Source organism: Variovorax sp. RKNM96 (assembly GCF_017161115.1).
In the GTDB taxonomy this organism is placed as follows: domain Bacteria; phylum Pseudomonadota; class Gammaproteobacteria; order Burkholderiales; family Burkholderiaceae_C; genus Variovorax.
This window is the reverse complement of the sequence record NZ_CP046508.1, coordinates 2,569,902-2,588,046: the sequence shown is the minus strand read 5'-3', so window position 1 is coordinate 2,588,046 and position 18,145 is coordinate 2,569,902. Positions and strand designations below refer to the sequence as shown.

Sequence of the window (18,145 nt, the reverse complement as noted above, 5' to 3'; positions counted from 1 at the left end):
GTGAGAGTGCGATGCTGCCTGAATTGGTTTTCTCAGTATTGCTGTGATTTGTAGGTTTCTCACGCCCATGTAGACCGTACCCCCGCGAACTATTTATTGATCAGCGATGCGGCTTGGATTCTGTCTTTCACGTGGTATCGGCAGCAGCTGGCTTGCTGGAGCAGATAGCTCGAAAAAGCTGCGATACTTTTCCCGAAGTTGCAATTGCGATGCACGCGGCGATATCGCCGCGTAGCTCCAAGCGTTCTACCAAGGGGGAGAAGGAAATGATGCTGAGATTCGCGGCCGCCATTGGCTTTTGTCTTACGTTGGCTGCATGTGGAGGTGGCGGAGGGGGCGGAGGCGGCGGTGGTTTCCCCGTCGGACTCGTGACAACGCCCACCGCTGGACAGCCCACCTCGCCTTCATCGGATGGCGCAGCCAACACTGGCGTCGTTCCCGGCCAGCCAGATTCCGGCCTCGCCCAGCCGCCCGTCGTCTCGAAGCCTGGGATCTTGTTTGCTTCGATTCCAGGTGCGGCATCGATTCTCTCGTTTCAGACTCAGAACCCGGCGCCGGGCACCACGCTTCAGGCCAAGGTCATCACTGACATCCCAGGCTTTCTGGGTAAAGCGCTGGCCTACGATGAAGCCAATGACCGCCTATATGCGAGCACTGGTTCGGACATCTTGGTGTTCGATAAGGCGAGCACGCTCAACGGCACGGCGGCACCAAGCCGCACCATCCGGACGAGAGACACGGGCATCGTTTCCCCCTCCTTCTCGAACCTCGTCCTGGACAAGGCCGCAGATACGCTCTATTTGACCGGCAGCGCGCAATACCAGGACATGCTGGCCATCATTGGAAATGCGAGTACGGCGAATGGGGATGTGACGCCAGCACATCTCTACGGGATGGCCAGCGGCTCACGGGGCTTCGCCGTTGACACGCAGCGCAAGCTGATCTATGGCTTGGGTGCGACGGTTGGCATCTTTGTTTTCGATCTAACCACTCTGAAGGAAATACAAGGTCCCCCCACAGCATCCATCAACATCAACCAAGCTGTCCGTGTCATATCCCTGCCTGGCAGTTTCGGGATGTTTGGCGTGGCCCTCGACCCAGCGCGAGACCGCCTGTACGTTGCGGAATTTGGAGGCCTGCGCGTTGTCGACGCCGCCAGCACCAGTTCGGGAAGTGTGCCCTTTCAGTCGTTCACCATCCCTGCGCAATCGACCACCTTCGATTCGGCGCACGACCGCCTTTACGTCGGAGCGATGAACGCGGCCTACATCATTAATGATGCAAGCACCCTGAAAAACGGGGCCACCATTCCCGCCACGGTCGTGCTGCGCAGTTCGCAAAACAGCTACCCCGTTGGCGGGTTCGCCTTCCCCTGAGGGGCCGCCTCATTCACACAAGAGCTCAAGGCTGCGCAGGCCAAAGGCCATGCAGTAGCGCACGTCCACAAGTCTCCACTGCGAGTGTCCTCAAGCAGGCTGCGGGAAAAAGGCAACTGAAAGGGATCGGTCTGCAGGCGGCTAGTGGACAGATGGTGTACCGGCCCCGTCCCCGTCAGGCATCACGGCGATAGGTCGCCCACCTCACCGTGAGAATGTCGGCGGCGATCTTGGCCGCGTTGACGCCCGCATAGGCTTCTGAAGGATCGAATTCGAACGCCTCCTGATAGCGCTTGACCTGCGCGTAGTCGCGGTCGAAGGTCATCGGGCCCATGAGCTCCGCGGGGTTGACGCCTGTGGGCAGCGCGAGGAATTTCTCCGGATCGGTGGCACTCTGGTAGAGGTCGACGCTCATCGGGTTCATATGCTTGTCCTCGAAATTTGAGAACACATAGTCCCTGCCTCTGGCGCCATGCGCAATCGGCCCGCGCCTACACGGCGCGCCGGATCGGGGCTCACAGCCCAGCCCCTCAGGACTTCTTCTTCGCCAGCTCGCCCGTGGCGATCTGCTGGCGGAAACCGCGCAGGCTCGCCTTCACCTTGCGCTCGTTCTCCGGCCCCATGCGCACCATGATCTTCTGGCCCGAAGAGAGCGACTCGAGCTTCGGATCGACGTACTCGTAGCGCACCCACGGCCGCGTCGAGGGCACGTCGCCCTTCACCTCGACCAGCCGCACCTGCACCGGACCGCTCGGCTCGGGTGCCTGCAGCAGATGGTCGATCACCGCGATGAGCCGGTCGTTGAAATAGCGCCCCGGAAAGCCGAGCTCTTCATACGCCTTCTGGAACAGCGGGTAGAGCTTGGCGTACACCGTCGCCGCCTTGGCCGGATCGACCGTCTCGGCGAGCAGCACCATGCTGTTGTAGCGCGCCGCGTTGTTCGCGGCGATCGTCTGCGTGCCGCCCTGCGGCCCGTCGGTGATGAAGCGCTGCCCCGTGGGCTGTACCGGCCACGCGCTGGCGGGCGCCTGTTCGCGCGCGAGGTTGTCGACCGTGGCCACGAAGCGCCGCACGATGCCGTCGGAGCGCAGGTGTTCGGAAGCGTTCTTGCCACCGATCAGCTCGGCCAGCGCCTTCATCACGCGCGAATCGGATTCCGCGAGGGCCGGCAAGGCAGGATCGGGCGGGGCGAGCGCATCGACGGGGTTCTGCGGGCCCGTGGGCTCGGCCGCAGGTGCCGGCGCGGGGCCGTCGTTCGGCGCGGCGGCCACCGGCGTGGGCTCGGGCGGCTTCTGCTGTTGCTGGTACCAGCGCCAGCCGAAGAACGCGGCCACCAGCACCACGAGGCCGATGGCGACGATCATGCCGATCGGCGTTTCGCGGCGGGGCCTGAATTCGGGGGCGTCGTCCCTGGAGCCGGGGGAGTCGTTGTCGGTCATGGCGGCACTTTCCTTTTGCTGAAGGCTGTGTGATGCAGGAGACCGGTCGATGTTGCATCAATCGGCACTGCGCCACGCCACAAGCTCGTAACGCCTTGTGACGCCAAGCAGGCCCGCGCGAAGGTTCAGGCCGGCGCGGTGAGCGACTGCAGCCACGCGATCGTGCCCTGCAGCTCGGCCGGGCGGATCTCGTGCGCGCCCGGAAAGTCCGAGCCCGACAACGCCAGCGGCAGCGTGCGCGCCAGCTCGCGCGTGGCCGCTGCGGCGGCCGGCGGAATCACGTTGTCGGCGCTGCCATGGCTCACCCACAGCGCCTTGCCCTCGAAGGCGTCGGGCGGCGCGATGTGCGGCACCACCTGCGCGAGCAGCCGGCTGTGCCACACCATCGCGGCGCGCAGCTTCGCGGGCTGCGTGAGCAGGAGCGACAGCGCCATGATCCCGCCCTGGCTGAAACCGCCCACCACGATGCGCTCGGGCGGCACGCCCAGTTGCTGCGCGGCCGAGTCGATCATCTCGCCGACAAGGAAGCGGCTCTCGCGCTCCTGCTCTTCATCGATGCGGCGCCCGCCATCGGGCAGCACCTCGAACTCGAACCATGCATACGCATCGGGCGACAGCACATACGGCGCGCGCAGGCTCAGCACGTGGAACTGCGGCGGCATCAGGCGCGCGAGGCCGAACAGGTCTTGCTCGTTGCTGCCGACGCCGTGCATCAGCACCAGCAGCCAGGGCTCGCGCACGTTGGCCTGTGCGCTGTGTTCGAGAAACTTGAGGGGCAGGTGAAGTTGAGTCATGAATACGTTCAAAGGGAGGCGTGAAAACCTTGGGCCAGCGCGCGGGTCACTTCGGCCGACGACACCTCGCGGCAGCCGGTGGCATTCTGTCCCGACCACAGGGGAGAGAAGTCGCCGCTGCCCTTCGCCTCGGCCTTCGCACGCAGCGGCGCGATGCCGGAGGTGGCGAGCGGAAACTCAGGCGCGGCCGCGCCGATGGGCCCCAACCCGCGCATCACGCGGTTGACGATGCCTCGCGCCGGCCGGCCAGTGAAGAGATTGGTGAGCGCGGTATGGCGGGCGGCTTCGCTCTTGAGCGCCGCACGGTGAATCGCGCTCGTCGTGGCTTCGGGCGTCAGCATGTAGGCGGTGCCGATCTGCACGCCCGCGGCGCCCAGCGCCATGGCCGCGGCCACGCCGTCCGCATCGGCGATGCCGCCGGCCGCGATCACCGGCAGCTTCACCGCGCGCACCAGCTGCGGCAGCAGTGCGAAGGTGCCGAGTTGCTTGGTCAAATCATGCGAGAGGAAGTGGCCGCGATGCCCGCCCGCTTCGAGCCCCTGCGCGATGACCGCATCGGCGCCATGCGCTTCGAGCCACAGGGCCTCCTCGACCGTCGTGGCCGAGGCCAGCACCTTCGCGCCCCAGCCGCGCACCCGCGCGAGCAGTTCCGCGGACGGCAGCCCGAAATGGAAGCTCACCACCGGCGGCTTGAACTCGGCCAGCAGGTCGGCCACCTCGGCGCTGAAGGGATTGCGGCCCGGCCCGGTAGGGATGCTCGCCGCATCGATGCCGTACTCGGCGTAGTACGGCGCGAGCGCGGCGCGCCATGTGGCCTCGCGCTCGGTGCTCGGCACGGGCGGCGTGTGGCAGAAGAAGTTGACGTTGAAAGGCTTGTCGGTGCCGGCGCGAATGGCGGCAAGCTCGCTGCGCAAGGCCTCGGGGCTCAGCATGGCGCAAGGCAGCGAGCCCAGCCCGCCCGCGTTGCTCACCGCGATGGCCATCGCGCTGACCTGGATGCCGGCCATCGGCGCCTGGATGAGGGGAAGTTCGGTGCCCAGAAGCTGCTGCAGCGTGGTCATTCGGAGGTTCCTGTGCTTGAGAGTCGGTACGCGGGCCATTCTCCCGCCTTGGCGGAGGGCGCTGCGGCTGCGGGGTCATCGCGGCGTGGCTTGGCACAATCGCGCGCATGCCACGCCCGACCTCGCCCGACCCATCGAAGCCGCTGCGGCGCACTGTCGTCGCCGCCGTCGGCATCACAGGACTTCTGGTGCTCGGCGGCTGTCCGCAGAAGGACGCCTCGGTCGACCCGGCATCTGCGGCGGCGGCCGTATCGCCTGCATCGCCCGCCTCCCCCACATCCCCTGCCCGCACGCCCCGCCCCACCGTCTCCACCACGCTCAAGCGCGCCGAACTGATGGCGCTGGTGTTCCCCGACTCCCACGGCCCCCAGGCCGCGGAGGACACGCCCGGCATCGTCCGCCTGCCCAAGATCGACAACGAGGGCCAGCAAGTCGCGGGCAGCGACGCTGAACGAGAGGCGCAGGTGGCAGCGCGCGAGGTGGTGCGCCTGGACGACCGGCACGCCGTCATGCTGACTGAGACCGTGCCCCTCACCGAGCAGGGCCACCCGATGAACGGCCATCCCGACGGCGCCTGGCTCGGCGCCTACTTCTTCGAACAGGGCCTCGACGGCTGGAAGCTCGCGGGCCGCAACGACGCGGTCGACTACCGGGGCTTCATGGGCAACCTCGGCGAGACCAAAGTGGAACGCCTCTCCGGCGGCCAGTTCGTGATGACACTCACCAACGGCAGTTGCTGGCACGGCATGTGCGCCCAGTGGCTGTCGGTCTATGCGCTGGAGACGGAGAGGGTGCGCGCGATGGTCAAGGGCATTCCGCTGTCGGCCAACAACGAAGGCTCCGACGAGGCTTGCGAGAAATTGCTCAAGGGCGAGCAGCCCGAAGAACCGCCGCGCAGCGCCTGCTTCGACATCGGCGGCCGGCCCGCCTTCGTGCACGGCGCCGAGGGCGACGGCAAGGACGAGCTGCGCATCGTCTTCAGCGGACAGCGAACGGGCGGCACGGGAAAGCCGCAGGTCCGCAAGGTCAGCACCACGCTCGTGTATGTCGAGCGCAAGGGCCGCTACGAATTGCGCGAGGGGCGAAACCCCGTGCCGTCGCTCTGACGAACAGAGAACCCCGCCATGACGCCCGCCTCCGGCCCTCATTGCAGCATCCGCTGCTACAGCGGCGAATATCTGGGCCACGACCATGACCACGCACAGATCATGTATGCGCTGGACGGCCGCATGGAGCTGGAAATCGACGGGCGCGCCGCCTTCACCGACACCTCGTGCGGAATGATCATTCCAGCCGGCATGGCCCACACCTTCATGTCGCCGCGCGGCGTGCGCATGGTGGTCATCGACACGCCCGACGACGCCGGCGTGGATCGCCTGCGGCGCTTCGCGGTCACGGCCGCCTGCCGCAACGGCATCGACGCGTCGAACGCCACGCTGCAGCTGGCGAAGGTGCTCGAGGCACCCTCGATCCTCGCGCGCCGCAGCATCGACCTCGCCCGCCTGGACGACGCCCTCGACCGCGCGCTGCACGCGCCGTGGGACACCGCGCGCATGGCCGCACTCTTCTTCCTGAGTCCGCAGCGCTTCCACGCGCGGCTGCTCGAGCTGACCGGCCGCTCCCCGCAGGCCTACCTGCGCGCGCGGCGGCTCGATGCGGCGGAGCGCTGGCTGCGCGGTGGCGTGCCGCTGGAGGCGACCGCGCAGCGCGTGGGCTACCGCTCGGCGAGCGCGCTGGGCTTTGCGCTGCGGCGCGAACGTCAATTGGGGGCAAGGCAACTGCGCGCATCTGCATCTGCATCTGCATCTGCATCTGCTTGAAGGTCGAGAGTCTCTCGACATTCGAGAGTCCCGACTCGCCCGAACATCCGGGCATGAAGAACGCTTCCATCGTCGGCGCCTGCATGGTGCTGGCCGCAGCCGCCCTGTGGGGCACCACAGGAACCGCGCAGGCTTTCATGCCCGCGCACACCTCGCCCTATTGGGTAGGCACCTTGCGCATGGCGATCGCCACCCTCTTCTTCGCGGCCTTCATCGCCTGGCGCCGGCGCGGCGGCGACCGCTCGACGCTGGCCCTGCCTGCAACCGCATGGCGATGGGTGCTGCTCGCGGGCCTGTGCATGGCCGGCTACAACCTGAGCTTCTTCGCAGGCGTCAAGGCCACGGGCATCGCCATCGGCACCGCGGTGGCGGTAGGCAGCGGGCCCGCGTGGGCAGGGCTGCTGCAATCGCTGGTCTCACGAAGGCCGCCCGCGCCGGTGTGGTGGGTGGGCACGCTGCTCGCCATCGGCGGCGGGTGCCTGATGGTGATGCCGGCCAGCGCCTCCGGCCTGCAGACGGACCCTGCGGGACTCGCACTGTGCCTGGCATCCGGTTTTTGCTATGCGGTCTACACGCTGGTGAGCCAGCGCCTCGTGCGCCACTCGCCGCCCGCGACGGTCACGCTCTGGGTTTTCGGCGTGGCTTCCGCCGCGGCGATACCGGTGGCGCTCCTCGTCTCGGGCCCCTTCTCGGCCAGCCCGTCGGGATGGGCCATCGTGGCGTACCTGGGCCTGGTCTCGACGGGCGTCTCGTACCTGCTCTTCAGCCATGCACTGCGGCGCATCTCCGGTGCCTCCGGCGTCACGCTGGCGCTGGCGGAGCCAGTGACCGCGTTTGCATTGGCCCTGCTCGTGGTGCACGAGCGCCCAGCCCCCGCAGCCTTTGCCGGGCTGGCGTTGGTGCTCTCGGGCCTGGTGATCGTCGTGTGGACGGAAGCGCGCAGCGGCGGGCGGGGCCCTCGGTGAGGGTAGGCGTTCTCCTTGCAAGACTGCACGAGCTACCTGCCCCGCGCCTTGCGCGTCACCTCACCTCACCTCACCTCACCCCACCTCACTCCTCGCTCGTCCACTCCACCTGCACGCCCAGGCTGCGCAGGTTCTCCACAAAGCGCGGATGCGCGCGGCGGATCGGCGTCGCGTTGCGGATCTCCGAGCGCCCTTCGATGCTCGCCGCCACCATGAAGAGCGCGATCGCCACGCGGATGATGTACGGGCTCTCGACCACCGCAGGCGTCAGCGGATTGCCGCCGAAGGTGATGAGCCGGTGCGGGTCCGACGAGAACACATGCGCGCCGAATTTCGAGAGCTCGCCGGTCCAGCCCAGCGCGCCGTCGTACACCTTGTTCCAGAACATCGCGTTGCCCTGCGCGCGCACGCCCAGCGCAATGAAGATCGGCAACAGGTCCACCGGAAAGTAGGGCCACGGCGCCGCCTCGACCTTGGTGAGCACGTTGCTCGTGAACGGCGTCTGCACCTTCAGCGGACCGGTGCGGATGGCGCGCGACCAGCCGTCCGCGTGCTCGATGCGCACGCCGAACTTCGCGAAGGTTCGGTCCAGCAGCGGAAAGTTCGACGGCGCGCTGTTGCGCACGATCACGTCGCCATCGGTGATGGCGCCAAGCGCGAGGAAGGTCGTGATCTCGTGGAAGTCTTCGTCGAAGCGGAACTCGCCGCCTGTGAGCGCGCCGCCGCCATGCACCGTCACGCGCGAGGTGCCGATGCCCTCGATGCGCACGCCGATCATCGCCATGAAGCGGCAGAACTCCTGCACATGCGGCTCCGAGGCGGCGTTGGTGAGCGTGGAGGTGCCGTCCGCGGCGGCGGCACAGAGCACGAAGTTCTCGGTGGTGGTGACCGAGGCGTAGTCGAGCCAGTGGTCCGTGGGCGTGAGACGCCCCGCGCTGCGCACGAGCAGAGAGCCTTCGGTGCGCTCCACCTTGCCGCCGAAGCGCTGGAACACCTCCACATGCGGATCGATCTCGCGCACGCCCAGCGTGCAGCCCTTGACGTTGTCTTCCAGCCGCGCGACGCCGAAGCGCGCGAGCAAAGGCGGCACCAGCATGATCGACGAGCGCATCTCCTCGGGCAGGCGGTGCAGCGCGGCGTCGAACGCGGTTTCGCGGTGGTGCAGCTCGAGCGTGCCGGTGGCGTGGTCCATCTGCACGTCGCTGCCGAGGGTGCGGAAGATGTCCAGGATCTTGCGCACGTCGGTGATGTCGGGCACGCCGAGCAATCGCAGCGGCTCGTTGGTGAGCAAGGTGGCGCACAGCACCGGCAGCACGGCGTTCTTGTTGGCGGAAGGGGTGATGCGGCCGCGAAGCGGCGTGCCGCCGTGCACGATGAGGTTAGACATGGAGGTGCGGGAACGGAAACGAGAGTGATCGAGGGAGAAGTCGCGGAGCGTCCGCAACCGGGTGCCGGGACTTTACCGTCGGCAGATGGCGCTCACGGGCGGGGAAGTTGTAAGAACTTGCCGGAGCTGGCCGCGCTGGGCGCCAGATTGTCCATGCACATGAACAGTCATGGCATGAATGGAGGCTGTTGGTTTCGTGCGCCAATCCATACCATCGGGGCCATTGGACAACTAAAGGATTGAAATGAGCCGACCCGAATTCTTCATCACCCCCGGTTATGGAAAACAATTCCTGGACAGCCTGCATTACTCGCAAGCCGTCAAGATTGGAAATCGCATTGAAACGTCGGGCCAAGGCGGCTGGAGTGACGATCTCCAATTCCCCGAATCGCTTGCGGATGAGATCGCCCAGGCATTCAAGAATGTCGAGCGGACGCTGGCAATCGCCGACGCCGGCTGGGAGCATGTCGTTCACGTCAATTCTTACCACGTCGGCGGATTTCCACCGGAGGTCAACGAAACGATGGCCAGGCTTTATCGCCAATACATGCCGAACCATGCGCCCATCTGGACAGAATTGGGTGTCGCGGCCCTCGGACATCCCGCCATGCGCATCGAAATTCGCGTGACCGCAATTATTCCGTGACGGGCAGATCGGCTCCGAATTTTTGAATCACCCAATCGACGAACACCTTCAATCTGGCGTTCTGATGCCGATTGGGTGGATAAAGAATATGAAAAGGCATGGCCGGCCTCGACCAATCCTCCAGAATCTCCACCAATTCGCCGGAATCCAGACAGGGCTGGACGATGCGCCTGAAATGCTGCCCGATACCCAAGCCCGCCACCAGCATCTCTTTCAAGCCGTTGCCCTCGTTCGTCGAGAATACGCAATTACCGATTTCGAATCGCTCGGCGCCGCGTTCGAAAATCAGAAGCTCCGCTTTTCCCGTTGCGGCGAAGAAATAACACGCTGCATCGTGATTTGACCGAATATCGTCTGGGGAAGAAGGAATTCCCTTGCGATCCAGATAGGCCGGTGCCGCACAAGTCACATATTGCAGCTCGGTCACCCTTCGCCCGATCATCGCCATGTCGTCGAGCCTGCCGGCGCGAATGACGCAATCCACGCCTTCTTCCACGATATTCAATGGCCGGTCGCTGATTCCCACCGCGATGGTGATATCGGGATATGCGCGATGGAATTCGGCCAATTTGGGAATCAGCAGGCAATTGGCGAATGCCGCCGGCGCGTCAATTCTCAGGTGCCCGCTCGGCTTGAGTTTTTTACCTCGCACCGCGCTTTCCACCGAATCGAGATCGGCAATCCAGCGCATGGCGTGCTCGTAATACGCCTGCCCGTCCGATGTGGGAGCAACCGCGCGCGTGGTACGTTGAATCAATTTGACGCCGAGGTGCTTTTCAAGATCGTTGATCAACTTGCTGACCGTCGAGCGTGGCAGCGCCAATTGATCTGCGGCCCGGCTGAAGGAGCCCGTGTCCACGACCCGCAAAAAAGCCCGCATTGCCAGGAGCTGGTTCATTGAAATCTATTCGGTTGGGTAAAAGATCAACATCGCCATTGTCCATGCATGTGCGCAATAACGGCAAAGTGCTGCGGCAGCCGCACCGTCTCGGCACAGAACCTGCAGGGCGTCTCGATCTCGAAGCGCCCCCTACCTCCATCCATTCCATGCCCATCACCCGATCCCTTCTCGCAGCGCTTGGCGCCGTCGCCACCCTCGCCGTGGCCACCCCCTCCCAGGCACAGGACGCCTACCCCAGCCGCCCCGTCAAGGTCATCGTCGCGCTGCCGGCCGGCGGCAGCGTGGACATGGTGGCGCGGCTGGTCAGCCAGCAGCTTGCGGCCGACCTGGGCCAGCCCTTCGTGGTCGACAACAAGGCCGGCGCCTCCGGCCAGATCGGCACGCCGCTGGTCGCGCGCGCGGCGCCCGACGGCTACACGCTCATGGTCTCGCCCGCCTCGTTCCTCACCACCAACAAGAGCATCTTCAAGACGCTGCCCTACAACCCGGAGACCGACTTCACCCCGGTCACCAAGCTGGTCAACCAGGCCATGGTGCTGGTGGTGCGCGACAAGGCGCGCTTTGGCACCGTGGCCGACGTGCTGGCCGCGGCGAAGGCCAACCCCGGCAAGCTGACCTACGCGTCGTCGGGCGACGGCAGTCCGCAGCACCTGGCGGGCCTCATGTTCGAGAGCCGGACCGGCGCGCGGTTGCTGCACATCCCCTACAAGGGCGGCGCGCCCGCGATCACCGACCTCATCGGCGGCGTCGTGGACATGGTGTTCGCCCCGCTCCCGGAAGCGCTGCCGCACATCCGGGGCGGCAAGCTGCATCCGGTCGGCGTGCTGAGCGACAAGCGCGCGGTGTCGGCGCCCGAGATTCCGACGCTGCGTGAAGGCGGCGTCGATGGCGTGGTGCTGTCGGCATGGATCGGCCTGCTGGCACCGGCGAAGACGCCGCGGCCGATCCTGGAGCGGCTCGACAAGTCCGTGAAGGAGCTGCTGCGGGGCGATGCCAAAGCCAGGTTGCTGGAGGTGGGCATGGAGCCCGCGCCGGACGATGCCAAACCGCTGGGGCAGGTCATTGCGGAGGAAATTCGGGTGCATGCGGAGCTGGTGAAGGCTGCGGGGCTGGTGCCGCAGTAGGGGCGCGGCCTTTGCGACCACGGCGGCAGCTACCGGGCGATGCGTTTGCCGTTTGTCTCTACCCCGGACCCGCCAGTCTCCGTCGCTCCAGGCGATCGATGAACTGTTCCGGCAAGCGTGCTTGGGTCTTCATCAACGTACAGCGCCACGGCTCGGGCAGTCCGGCTCTATTGCTTTCTCCCGTTCGAATATTCGTAGCGCAGCAGCGAGAGTTGCACGAGGTCGTGATGCTCGCCGCACCAGAAACCCGCCTGCCGCTGGCGTCCTTCTTCCACGAAACCCAGTCGCTGCAAAAGCTTCAGCGAAGCCGCGTTTTCCGGATGAGCCTGCGCTTCGATGCGATTCAACGCCATCGATTCGAAGCCCCACGTCAGAGCGGCACCCACCGCTTCGGTCATGAGGCCGTTGCCCCAGGTGTCGCGTGCGAGTTCGTAGCCGACGCTGCAGCTTTTCCAGTTCCTGTTCCAGCGAAACAAGCCGCATGTGCCGATGTGCCGGCGGTCCTGGTTGCGCTCGATCGCCCATCTGATTCCCAGGACAGGCGGCTTTCGCAAACTGGCGAAGGTCTGCACCATCTGTTCGGCTTCCGGCAGGCTCGTGATCGGATCGCTTCCGAACCAGCGCATGGCCTCGCGGTCACCGTGGATGGCGAGCAAGGAGGCTGCGTCGGTTGGAGCGATCTCGCGCAGTGTGAGGCGGGGGGTTGCCAAGGATGGGAAGCGCTCGGCTGGTACGTCTGCGGCATTGGCGTTCGTCATGACGGGTTGCTCCCAAATTTTTTCGATCGATACGGCGAGCATGCTGTGTCGGCATGAACGAATTCTGCTGTGGTGGCGAGTAGCCGGTGCTAGCCGAAGTCCTTCTTTCAGTATGCGCGGACTTCTACCCGACCATCGGCATACCGAGCAACCTCGCCGACCCAGAGCGGCTCGATACCCCCTTCGTAGTTTTGAAGGGCGAATTTCTCGGTATACCCGTCAGCAGCTCGAGGGTCAGCCGACCACCACGCTACTTCGTAGAGATAGTCGCCTCGCTCATGCTCGTAGTAGACAGTGACTGGTTCAAATGTTTCGATAGCAAGCCCGTGCAGCCAGCGAAGAAAGGGCAGATTCCATTCGCCGATGTATCCAACCTTTTCGGCATCGTCGAGATCTGACTCGTGCAGCACAGAACAGTTTTCCGCAACTTTCCAGAGCGAGAGGTCAGAGGAGTGCTGCACGGATTGATCGTCGTAAACGTCCGTCAGCAAAAGAACGTGCTTAACGTCCAGTTTGAGATCGCCATCGACAACATGGGCTTGCTCAAGTGCCTCACGCAGTCCTTCACAGAGCCTTAGGCGTGCTGCGATCTGGCCCGATTCGAGTACCGAGAGATTTGCTTCAATTGGCATGGCGAGACTATCAATGGTTTCCATAGACCACAGGGACAATGGCCCCAGGGTGCGAATCAGACATTTGTCGGTCGGTAAGTAGCCGATTCTGGCTGCAAAACGTCTGCGATGATGTCTACAAGTTGCCCCGCAAGAACGCGAGCATCCTCCGCCAGGAATCCTCACGCGCACGGGCCGTGCCGACTGGCGAACCGCCGAGGTCTTGGTCTTCACCGGATACAGGATGCTTGAATCGCGTCGACATCGTGGAGACATTCGGCCAGCCCAAACTGTGGCCGGCGTCGGGGTAAGACAAGTGTTCGACAGGGTGATTGAACCCCTTCCGCTCGAAGCGAGCCACCGCGAATTCGCTCAATGCGGCAGAAGGCCAGATCTTGTCGTCCCGGGCGCTGATCAACAGCACGGGCCCGTTGATGTTCTCCACGCGGATGGAGGTCGCTTCCACGACCGTCTCATCCCGAAGCGGAATGAGATACCAGTCAAAGCTGTCGGGGTCGACGCGGCCTTGCGAAACGGCGAGGTTCCACTCTTCCAGCGGCATGACATCGGCATGCGGTACGTCCTTGCCGTTCATCGTCCAGGCCGAGTGCCCGCTCGCCGGATAGGCGGGCCAGACGATGCCGCTTGCGACGTACGCCACCACGGCCCGAACGGCGGGGAAGGTCGATGCCAACAGAAGCGCCAATTCCCCGCCTCTGGATGCACCGCTCACGGCGATCCGATCGGGGTCAACCTTTTCCTGCTGTGCCAGCCATTCAATGGCCTTGTCGAAATACTCCAGGGGAATCTGCTCCAGCGTGGGCGGCAGTCCCTCCGCGCCGAAGTACGCCAGGGCCAACGCAACGTAGCCGTGTGACGCCAACAGAGCGGCCATTTCCGCCGACCACTGCAGGCCCCCGCCGGAACCGCCCACGACCAGAACCGCGGGACGACGGCCAGGTGCTTTCGGCTCGAAAAAACTGCCCACCAGTCCCGCCTCGCGTACCTTGCGCATCGCTACGGAATCGTCGAAATAGCGCCTGCGAAATGCATGCGTGACAGGCTCCGCCGACTCGCTCTCGATGACAAGCAAGACGGCCATGGGGTCGTCCGCGCACTGATCTGCAAATGGCACCGCTGACGCTGGTTGCGATGAGCGGGACCAGAACAATCCCATGGCATCTGCGCCCGTGTAGTCACCGGACACGGGTGCATCACGCGCCAGGTCCACATCGCCCGTGGTTGCTGCGTGAAAGCTCGCGTGAGAGGCAAGCACTGTTCCTTCGGCACCAGCGCTCAGCGCCCGCAGTGTTATCCGTTGGCCGGGTGCCAGCCCGTGCACTGTGATGCGCAAGGCTTCATCCAACAGGCATTCATCGGGGAGTGGACCGAAGGAGATGGAAGGCATTGGGTGTGGTTGTGCCGGTGCTGCAGATGCGTGCTTTCTCTGCCGTAGATGAAGGACTTCTCTTTGCCGGATTCTGCCGCACCATGCCCCCGGCACAGCGCCCTCTCGTCCGCCTCAATAGACTGTTGCCATGCCCCTACCCAACACCCCCTTCAGCGACGCCGCAGGCCTCAGCAACTACGCCGAGAAAACCGCCCGCATCGTTCCCGGCCTGCACGACCTGCAGACAATGGCCGCCTTGCTCGTCGCAGAGCGCGCCCCCGAATCGGCCCACGTGCTGGTCATCGGTGCCGGCGGTGGCATGGAATTGAAGGCGCTGGCAGAAGCCCATCCGCAATGGCAATTCGTCGGTGTCGATCCGTCGCAACCCATGCTCGACCTGGCGGCGGCGGCCCTCGGCCCGCTTGCCGCGCGAGCCCAGTTGCATCTCGGCTACACCGACACCGCGCCCATCGGGCCGTTCGATGCCGCGACCTGCCTGCTGACGATGCACTTCGTAGCCATCGACGAAAGAAGATCGACGCTGAAGGAAATCCATCGCCGCCTGAAGCCCGGTGCGCCGTTCGTCATGGCGCATCTCAGTTTTCCCCAGGCCCCGGAAGAGCGCTCGTTGTGGCTCTCGCGCTATGCCGCCTTCGCCATCGCTTCGGGCGTCGAACCGGAGAACGCGCGCAAGGCAGCATCCACCATCGGTTCGACGCTGCCGTTGCTTGGCCCGGAGCAAGAAGACGAATTGCTTCGAGAGGCGGGCTTCACGAACGTCCGCCTGTTCTACGCCGGCATGGCTTTCAGGGGCTGGGTATCGCAAGCCTGAGTGAAGCAGTCAGTGGTCATGCGGCCGCAGTCGGGCGCGTGCCCACAGGTTGTCGGCCGTCCGACGGCATCCGCTCGGCAATCACCTCCCGCAGCAACGGCAGCGTCGGCGCCTCGCTGCGGCCGGCCAACGTGACCAGTCCAAAGCGCGCGGCACCCAACGCAGGATGCACCGGCAGCGCCACAAGGTCTGGCGCCACCGCGCGCACGGCCAGCAGGACCGCATCGGTGTTGCGCGTGAGCTCGACCAGGTTCGAGATTTCCGAGCAGCGCAAGGTCACGCACTGGTCGGGATGCGCCTCGGGGCCGTAGGCATCCACCATCGCGCGCATGACATCGCGCCCGAGCCCGGTCGAGGCCAGCGGGTAGCTCAGCAGATTCTGAAAACTCAAGGGCCCGCGCTTCCTGGCCAGCGGATGGCCACGCCGGCACATGAAGGCGCCGCGCATCTCCACGAGCGGTTCGATCCGCAGATCGACGCTCGGCGTCACGGTGCGGAACTCGACCACCACCGCATCGAGCGCACGCTGCCGCAAGGCCTGCAGGAGACGGTCGGTGTCGCCGCGCAGGATGTCGATGCGCACCGGCGCGTCGCGGTAGGCCATGCGCTCGAGCAGCGGCGTCGCGAGCAGCGCGCCGGGGCCGGCGCCCAGCCCGACACGCAAGGTGTTGCTGCCTTGGCCGCGCGCGGCGGCCACCAGATCGTCCGCATCGCAGACCAGGTGGCGCACGCGCTCGAGCATGTCGCGCCCGAAGTGCGTGAGCTCGCTGCGCCGCCCCACGCGGTCGAACAAGGCGCGCTGGAAGCCAGCCTCCAGCGCATGGATGCTGCGGCTCAAGGCCGGTTGCGTGATCGACAGCGTCTTGGCCGAGCGGGTGAAGGAACCCGTCTCGGCCACCGACAGGAAGTGCCGGAGCTGCACGAACGTCATCGAGTGAAGTTGCCTGTTCATGCATTCGAATTATTGCAGCGCATAGAACAATGCATTGGACGCCTGGCAAGACTTCCCCTAGATTCGCGCTCGCCGCGCCAAGGCAGGCACAGAAGATGCAGCACGCGGCCAAGCCATTCGACACCCCATCCCCGGAGACACGCCCTCTCATGTTTTCCCTTCGCCAGCTTTCCCGCTCGTTGTCCTGCCTGTCCTTCTTCTGCGCGGCCGTGCCGGTCGTTGCCATGGCGCAGAACGCGGCGCCCTCCACGCAACGCATCGAACCGCTGGTGCGCGACATGTACCCGCAGCTCGAGACGCTCTACAAGGACATCCACGCGCATCCCGAGCTCGGCTTCCAGGAGGTGCGCACCGCGGCCAAGCTGGCCGCCGAGATGCGCGCCCTCGGCTTCGAGGTGACCGAGAAGGTCGGCCGCACCGGCGTGGTCGCGGTCTATCGCAACGGCGCCGGCCCGACCGTGATGGTGCGCACCGAGCTCGACGCGCTGCCGATGGAAGAAAAAACCGGCCTGCCCTACGCGAGCAAGGCCAAGGCGATGTGGCAGGGCAAGGAGACCTTTGTCGCGCACAGCTGCGGCCACGACATCCACATGGCGAGCTGGGCCGGCACGGCCCGCACGCTGCTCGCGCTCAAGGGCCAATGGAAGGGCACGCTGGTGTTCGTCGCGCAGCCCGCCGAAGAGGCCAGCGGTGGCGCCAAGGGCATGCTCGCGGACGGGCTGTACACGCGCTTTCCCAAGCCCGACTTCGCTTTTGCGCTGCACACATCGGCCTCGCCTTATGGCTACGTCGGCTACCGCGCGGGGCCGATCACCTCGGCGTCGGACGGCATGGAGATCCTCTTCAAGGGCCGCGGCGGACACGGCTCGGCACCCCACAGGGCCATCGACCCGATCACGATGGCCGCCCGCTTCGTGACCGATGTGCAGACGGTGGTGAGCCGCGAGAAGGACCCGAGCGAATTCGGCGTCGTCACGATCGGCGCGTTCCAGGCCGGAACGGCCGGCAACATCATCCCGGACGAGGCGCTGCTGCGCGGCACCATCCGCAGCTACAACCCGAAGGTGCGCGATGGCCTGATCGACGGCGTGCGCCGCACCGCGAAGGCCACGGCCGCGATGGCCGGCGCGCCCGAACCGGTGATCGGGCTCGATCCGTCGAAGGGCAATGCCGCTGTGGTGAACGACCAGGCGCTGGTGCAGCGCACGGTGGCGGCGCTCAAGGCGCAACTGGGCGACGAGAAGGTGGTGCAGGTGCCGCCGATCACCGCGAGCGAAGACTTCTCGGAGTTCGCCGTGGACGGCGTGCCGTCGATGTTCTTCTTCATCGGCGTGAGCGATCCGAAGGACGTGGCGGAATCGCAGAAGCCCGGAGGCAAGCCGCTGCCGTTCAATCACTCGCCGTACTTTGCGCCGGTGCCGGAGCCGTCGATCACCACGGGGGTGCGGGCGATGACGGCGGCGGTGTTGAGTGCGTTGGGGGCGAAGAGCTGAGGCTTTGCGATCGGAAGCGGGCATCGGCAACGCCCGCTCATCGCGAGTCCTTCAGGGGACATACACCATGTGGACATGGAACGCGAAGCCGTCCTCGACCTCCGACACGCGAAGACTCAGCACGAGATCGCTCCGTCCTTCCGAGAGCGTCCAGAGGTCGACGAGTGCTTCCCATCGCTTGCCCATCCAGATGCAGACCGACGAATCCCAGGTTTCATCGGAAAGCGCCGTCAGCGTCTCTCCGTAGTCTTCGATGTAGTCCTTGATTCTCTCGGCATCCTCGAGAGAGATTGGCTCGACCCCGGCGATGGGCACACTGAGTCCATAGTCTCCGTTCGCGAACGCATCCGCGATTTGCCGGATGACGGGACGCCAGGCCGAAGGGATCGGGCGTTGGGTCTCTTCGTCCTTGACTGCGAGGATTTCCGGGTCTTCGTTTTCGATGGTCATTGCTTCAAGCCTTCGAGAGCGGCTTCGCGGCCTCACCCTCAGTTGTCGTGGTTCGTACCGGGCTCTTCCGTCCCGTCAGGCCTCCAGGACTGCCCGATCAGGCGAACCATCCACGGTGGTCGCGCCCGCATCTTCCCTCAGTCTTG

The 18,145-nt window shown here is 65.3% G+C and carries 19 protein-coding genes; 8 read left to right on the top strand and 11 right to left on the bottom strand.

Going from position 1 to position 18,145, the window contains the following annotated elements:
• Window positions 1–152: 152 nt before the first annotated feature.
• Window positions 153–1,376, top strand: a complete 1,224-nt coding sequence (locus GNX71_RS11930; RefSeq protein ID WP_206178500.1) for a hypothetical protein — start codon at window positions 153–155, stop codon at window positions 1,374–1,376.
• A gap of 175 nt (window positions 1,377–1,551) precedes the next feature.
• Here the strand turns inward: GNX71_RS11930 and GNX71_RS11925 are convergent, their stop codons facing one another.
• From GNX71_RS11925 to GNX71_RS11910, 4 genes are all read right to left on the bottom strand, one after another.
• Window positions 1,552–1,791: a hypothetical protein gene (locus GNX71_RS11925; RefSeq protein ID WP_241027241.1), complete on the bottom strand. Its 240-nt coding sequence runs from the start codon at window positions 1,789–1,791 to the stop codon at window positions 1,552–1,554.
• 115 nt (window positions 1,792–1,906) lie between these two features.
• On the bottom strand, window positions 1,907–2,815 hold the full coding sequence (locus GNX71_RS11920) for a DUF3014 domain-containing protein (protein ID WP_206178498.1): 909 nt from the start codon (window positions 2,813–2,815) through the stop codon (window positions 1,907–1,909).
• A 125-nt stretch (window positions 2,816–2,940) separates the two neighbouring features.
• Window positions 2,941–3,609, bottom strand: a complete 669-nt coding sequence (locus GNX71_RS11915; protein ID WP_206178497.1) for a phospholipase — start codon at window positions 3,607–3,609, stop codon at window positions 2,941–2,943.
• 8 nt (window positions 3,610–3,617) lie between these two features.
• Window positions 3,618–4,670, bottom strand: coding sequence for a nitronate monooxygenase (locus GNX71_RS11910; protein ID WP_206178496.1), 1,053 nt, complete (start codon window positions 4,668–4,670; stop codon window positions 3,618–3,620).
• 107 nt (window positions 4,671–4,777) lie between these two features.
• Here GNX71_RS11910 and GNX71_RS11905 point away from each other — a divergent pair, with 107 nt between their 5' ends.
• Genes GNX71_RS11905 through GNX71_RS11895 form a run of 3 tightly spaced genes read left to right on the top strand, consistent with a single transcriptional unit; the run spans window position 4,778 to window position 7,455 of the window.
• Window positions 4,778–5,776, top strand: a complete 999-nt coding sequence (locus GNX71_RS11905) for a hypothetical protein (protein WP_206178495.1) — start codon at window positions 4,778–4,780, stop codon at window positions 5,774–5,776.
• A gap of 18 nt (window positions 5,777–5,794) precedes the next feature.
• On the top strand, window positions 5,795–6,490 hold the full coding sequence (locus GNX71_RS11900; RefSeq protein WP_206178494.1) for an AraC family transcriptional regulator: 696 nt from the start codon (window positions 5,795–5,797) through the stop codon (window positions 6,488–6,490).
• A 53-nt stretch (window positions 6,491–6,543) separates the two neighbouring features.
• Window positions 6,544–7,455, top strand: coding sequence for an EamA family transporter (locus tag GNX71_RS11895; RefSeq protein WP_206178493.1), 912 nt, complete (start codon window positions 6,544–6,546; stop codon window positions 7,453–7,455).
• 85 nt (window positions 7,456–7,540) lie between these two features.
• Here the strand turns inward: GNX71_RS11895 and GNX71_RS11890 are convergent, their stop codons facing one another.
• A complete protein-coding gene (locus GNX71_RS11890; protein WP_206178492.1) occupies window positions 7,541–8,842 on the bottom strand; it encodes a UDP-N-acetylglucosamine 1-carboxyvinyltransferase in 1,302 nt (433 codons plus the stop codon).
• A 244-nt stretch (window positions 8,843–9,086) separates the two neighbouring features.
• On the opposite strand from GNX71_RS11890, the gene GNX71_RS11885 reads away from it, so the two are divergent.
• Window positions 9,087–9,488, top strand: a complete 402-nt coding sequence (locus tag GNX71_RS11885; RefSeq protein WP_206178491.1) for a RidA family protein — start codon at window positions 9,087–9,089, stop codon at window positions 9,486–9,488.
• On the opposite strand, the gene GNX71_RS11880 is transcribed toward GNX71_RS11885, so the two are convergent.
• Complete coding sequence (locus tag GNX71_RS11880) at window positions 9,478–10,386, bottom strand: LysR family transcriptional regulator (RefSeq protein ID WP_206178490.1); 909 nt, start codon at window positions 10,384–10,386, stop codon at window positions 9,478–9,480. The two genes, GNX71_RS11885 and GNX71_RS11880, sit on opposite strands and share 11 nt — an antisense overlap.
• 149 nt (window positions 10,387–10,535) lie before the next feature.
• Here GNX71_RS11880 and GNX71_RS11875 point away from each other — a divergent pair, with 149 nt between their 5' ends.
• On the top strand, window positions 10,536–11,513 hold the full coding sequence (locus tag GNX71_RS11875; RefSeq protein WP_206178489.1) for a tripartite tricarboxylate transporter substrate binding protein: 978 nt from the start codon (window positions 10,536–10,538) through the stop codon (window positions 11,511–11,513).
• A 167-nt stretch (window positions 11,514–11,680) separates the two neighbouring features.
• Here GNX71_RS11875 and GNX71_RS11870 read toward each other — a convergent pair whose 3' ends face one another.
• From GNX71_RS11870 to GNX71_RS11860, 3 genes are all read right to left on the bottom strand, one after another.
• Entirely contained in the window at window positions 11,681–12,271 is a 591-nt protein-coding gene (locus GNX71_RS11870) for a GNAT family protein (protein WP_206179431.1), read from the bottom strand.
• 107 nt (window positions 12,272–12,378) lie between these two features.
• Window positions 12,379–12,927 (bottom strand): hypothetical protein, encoded by a 549-nt coding sequence (locus tag GNX71_RS11865; RefSeq protein ID WP_206178488.1) that lies wholly within the window; start codon window positions 12,925–12,927, stop codon window positions 12,379–12,381.
• A gap of 91 nt (window positions 12,928–13,018) precedes the next feature.
• The gene (locus tag GNX71_RS11860) at window positions 13,019–14,290 is read right to left on the bottom strand and encodes an acyl-CoA thioesterase/bile acid-CoA:amino acid N-acyltransferase family protein (protein ID WP_206178487.1); all 1,272 of its coding nucleotides are present in this window, start codon (window positions 14,288–14,290) and stop codon (window positions 13,019–13,021) included.
• 130 nt (window positions 14,291–14,420) lie between these two features.
• Here GNX71_RS11860 and GNX71_RS11855 point away from each other — a divergent pair, with 130 nt between their 5' ends.
• A complete protein-coding gene (locus tag GNX71_RS11855; RefSeq protein WP_241027240.1) occupies window positions 14,421–15,104 on the top strand; it encodes a class I SAM-dependent methyltransferase in 684 nt (227 codons plus the stop codon).
• A gap of 16 nt (window positions 15,105–15,120) precedes the next feature.
• Here the strand turns inward: GNX71_RS11855 and GNX71_RS11850 are convergent, their stop codons facing one another.
• Window positions 15,121–16,056: a LysR family transcriptional regulator gene (locus tag GNX71_RS11850; RefSeq protein WP_241027239.1), complete on the bottom strand. Its 936-nt coding sequence runs from the start codon at window positions 16,054–16,056 to the stop codon at window positions 15,121–15,123.
• Window positions 16,057–16,280: 224 nt separating this feature from the next.
• Here GNX71_RS11850 and GNX71_RS11845 point away from each other — a divergent pair, with 224 nt between their 5' ends.
• The gene (locus GNX71_RS11845; RefSeq protein ID WP_241027314.1) at window positions 16,281–17,549 is read left to right on the top strand and encodes an amidohydrolase; all 1,269 of its coding nucleotides are present in this window, start codon (window positions 16,281–16,283) and stop codon (window positions 17,547–17,549) included.
• Between the two features lie 51 nt (window positions 17,550–17,600).
• On the opposite strand, the gene GNX71_RS11840 is transcribed toward GNX71_RS11845, so the two are convergent.
• A complete protein-coding gene (locus tag GNX71_RS11840) occupies window positions 17,601–17,999 on the bottom strand; it encodes a hypothetical protein (protein ID WP_206178485.1) in 399 nt (132 codons plus the stop codon).
• Window positions 18,000–18,145: the final 146 nt, after the last annotated feature.

Bases quoted from the DNA above. Each gene is read 5' to 3' on its own strand.
- GNX71_RS11925 (WP_241027241.1), bottom strand. From the start codon at position 1,791: ATGAGCGTCGACCTCTACCAGAGTGCCACCGATCCGGAGAAATTCCTC.
- GNX71_RS11920 (WP_206178498.1), bottom strand. From the start codon at position 2,815: ATGACCGACAACGACTCCCCCGGCTCCAGGGACGACGCCCCCGAATTC.
- GNX71_RS11915 (WP_206178497.1), bottom strand. From the start codon at position 3,609: ATGACTCAACTTCACCTGCCCCTCAAGTTTCTCGAACACAGCGCACAG.
- GNX71_RS11910 (WP_206178496.1), bottom strand. From the start codon at position 4,670: ATGACCACGCTGCAGCAGCTTCTGGGCACCGAACTTCCCCTCATCCAG.
- GNX71_RS11905 (WP_206178495.1), top strand. From the start codon at position 4,778: ATGCCACGCCCGACCTCGCCCGACCCATCGAAGCCGCTGCGGCGCACT.
- GNX71_RS11900 (WP_206178494.1), top strand. From the start codon at position 5,795: ATGACGCCCGCCTCCGGCCCTCATTGCAGCATCCGCTGCTACAGCGGC.
- GNX71_RS11895 (WP_206178493.1), top strand. From the start codon at position 6,544: ATGAAGAACGCTTCCATCGTCGGCGCCTGCATGGTGCTGGCCGCAGCC.
- GNX71_RS11890 (WP_206178492.1), bottom strand. From the start codon at position 8,842: ATGTCTAACCTCATCGTGCACGGCGGCACGCCGCTTCGCGGCCGCATC.
- GNX71_RS11885 (WP_206178491.1), top strand. From the start codon at position 9,087: ATGAGCCGACCCGAATTCTTCATCACCCCCGGTTATGGAAAACAATTC.
- GNX71_RS11880 (WP_206178490.1), bottom strand. From the start codon at position 10,386: ATGAACCAGCTCCTGGCAATGCGGGCTTTTTTGCGGGTCGTGGACACG.
- GNX71_RS11875 (WP_206178489.1), top strand. From the start codon at position 10,536: ATGCCCATCACCCGATCCCTTCTCGCAGCGCTTGGCGCCGTCGCCACC.
- GNX71_RS11870 (WP_206179431.1), bottom strand. From the start codon at position 12,271: ATGACGAACGCCAATGCCGCAGACGTACCAGCCGAGCGCTTCCCATCC.
- GNX71_RS11865 (WP_206178488.1), bottom strand. From the start codon at position 12,927: ATGGAAACCATTGATAGTCTCGCCATGCCAATTGAAGCAAATCTCTCG.
- GNX71_RS11860 (WP_206178487.1), bottom strand. From the start codon at position 14,290: ATGCCTTCCATCTCCTTCGGTCCACTCCCCGATGAATGCCTGTTGGAT.
- GNX71_RS11855 (WP_241027240.1), top strand. From the start codon at position 14,421: ATGCCCCTACCCAACACCCCCTTCAGCGACGCCGCAGGCCTCAGCAAC.
- GNX71_RS11850 (WP_241027239.1), bottom strand. From the start codon at position 16,056: ATGAACAGGCAACTTCACTCGATGACGTTCGTGCAGCTCCGGCACTTC.
- GNX71_RS11845 (WP_241027314.1), top strand. From the start codon at position 16,281: ATGGCGCAGAACGCGGCGCCCTCCACGCAACGCATCGAACCGCTGGTG.
- GNX71_RS11840 (WP_206178485.1), bottom strand. From the start codon at position 17,999: ATGACCATCGAAAACGAAGACCCGGAAATCCTCGCAGTCAAGGACGAA.